At 70.5% G+C, this 2,176-nt stretch carries 1 protein-coding gene; it reads left to right on the top strand.

The window, feature by feature from the left end:
* Positions 1-136: 136 nt before the first annotated feature.
* On the top strand, positions 137-2,176 hold a 2,040-nt coding region (locus ACRDSQ_RS17495; protein ID WP_431422482.1), incomplete at its 3' end, for a prolyl oligopeptidase family serine peptidase.

The raw sequence follows: 2,176 nt of genomic DNA, 5'->3' as shown, positions 1-2,176 counted from the left end.
GCCCCCCAGGGTCGGGGCCGTGGATGGCGGCGGCCGGCAACTCACCCGATCCCGAACTGCCGCCCGGTGCTATCCTGCCCGTGGTCGCGTTCATGAGCGGCCGAGTCGGTCCCGTCACGCCCCGGAGGTGTCCACCATGTTGCCCCGCCCCTTGATCCTCGCGCTCGCCGCCGCCTGCACCCTCAGCCTGCCCGCGGCCGCCGGCACGCGAGCCTGGACGATCGACGACGTCCTGGCCATGCGCACGGTGTCGGATCCGCAGGTCTCACCCGACGGCCGCTGGGTGGCCTACGTGGTCTCCGATCTGAATCACGACGGCACCGAGTACAACACCGACATCTGGCTCGTCTCGACCGAGGGCGGTGAGGCACGCCGGCTGACGAACTCGCCGGTCGCGGACGAGAGTCCCCGCTGGTCCCCCGACGGACGCACGATCGCGTTCCTCTCCGATCGGCCGCGTCCGGGGGCGAAGACCGAGGAGACGAAGCCCGCGACCTCGAGCGACGAGGCCAAGCGCCAGGCGTGGCTCATCCGCCCCGATGGCGGCGAAGCCTCGGTCCTGTCCGACTCCAAGGGCGGCGTCTCCGCCATCGAGTGGTCACGCAACGGCAAGCTGCTCGGGTACCTCGCGCGCGAGCCCAAGAGCGAAGAGCGGAAGAAGAAGGAGAAGGACAAGGACGACGCCTGGACCCCGAGCTCGCTCTACCCGTGGAACCGCCTGTGGACGATGGACGTCGCCACCCGTAAGGCGACCCAGCTCACGAGCGGCGAGATGCACGTGACCGGCTTCTCCCTGTCGCCGGACGGCAAGCAGGCGGTGTTCGCGGGTCAGCCCACGCCGCTCATCCCCGACCAGTTCAACTCCGACCTCTATCTGATCCCGACCGCGGGCGGGCGGGCCACGCCGCTCGTCCAGCGCAAGGGGATCGACAACAGCCCGGCGTGGTCGCCCGACGGGAAGCGGATCGCCTTCATCTCGCAGGACGGAAAGACCACGGCGTGGTACTCGAACAACTACCTGTGCGTCGTCTCCCCGTCTGGCGGGCCGACCCGGAACCTGAGCCAGTACTTCGACGAGCGCGTGCAGGGCTTCGGCGGCGAGCTCGTGTGGACGCCCGATGGCGAGTCCGTCACCTTCCAGTCCAACGCTCGCACGGCCCAGCACCTCTATCGCGCCTCGACGACCACCATAACGGTCCAGGCCCTGACCAGCGGCCCGGAGGTGAACAGCGCGCTCTCGTACGACTCGCAGGGCCGGATCGCCGTGTTCCTGCGCGAGGACGGTGAGCACCCGCGCGAGGTCGTGCGGGTCCGGCTCCCGGACGGCGAGCCGGAGGTCATCACCGACACGAACCCGAAGGCGCGCGAGCTCCTGCCGTTCCGTAAGGAGCTGGTCGCGTGGAAGGGCGCCGACGGCTGGGCGATCGAAGGCCTGGTCATCTACCCGCCGGGCCACCGCGCGGGGCAGAAGGTGCCGCTCGTGCTCAACGTGCACGGTGGTCCCGCCGGCACGCACTCCAACACGTTCTCGGCCGGCTCGCGCATCTACCCCTGGCCGCTGTTCGCCCAGAAGGGCTACGCGATCCTGCTGCCCAACCCGCGCGGCAGCGGCGGCTACGGCGGCGAGTTCCGGGCGGCCAACGTGCGCGACTGGGGCGGCAAGGACTACGAGGACATCATGGCGGGCGTGGACGCGCTGATCGAGCGCGGCGTCGCCGACCGGAATCGGCTGGCGGTGTGCGGCTGGTCGTACGGCGGCTTCATGACCTCGACGGTCGTCACCAAGACCGACCGCTTTCGCGCCGCGGTCGTCGGAGCCGGCGTCACCGACCTCATCTCGATGGCCGGGACCTGCGACATCCCCGAGTTCAACCGCGACTACTTCGGCTCCTGGCCGTGGGAGGACCCGCGTGTCTACATGGACCACTCGGCGGTGCTGCACGCGGGCAACGTGAGGACGCCGACCCTGGTCGTTCACGGCGAGAAGGACGACCGCGTGCCCCCCTCGCAGGGCTGGGAGTTCTACACCGCGCTCCGGAAGGTGGGGGTGCCGACCGACCTGCTGCTGCTGCCCCGCCAGCCGCACGGCCCGCGCGAGCCCAAGCTCCAGCGCACGGTCGCCGAGTGGACGCTGGACTGGATCAACCGCAACACGCTCACCGCCCCTCCCCTGGCC

It is taken from the genome of Actinokineospora sp. (genome assembly GCF_050699995.1).
Lineage (GTDB): Bacteria > Actinomycetota > Actinomycetes > Mycobacteriales > Pseudonocardiaceae > Actinokineospora.
Note: the sequence above shows the minus strand (reverse complement) of the source record. Positions and strands in the feature narration are given on the sequence as shown.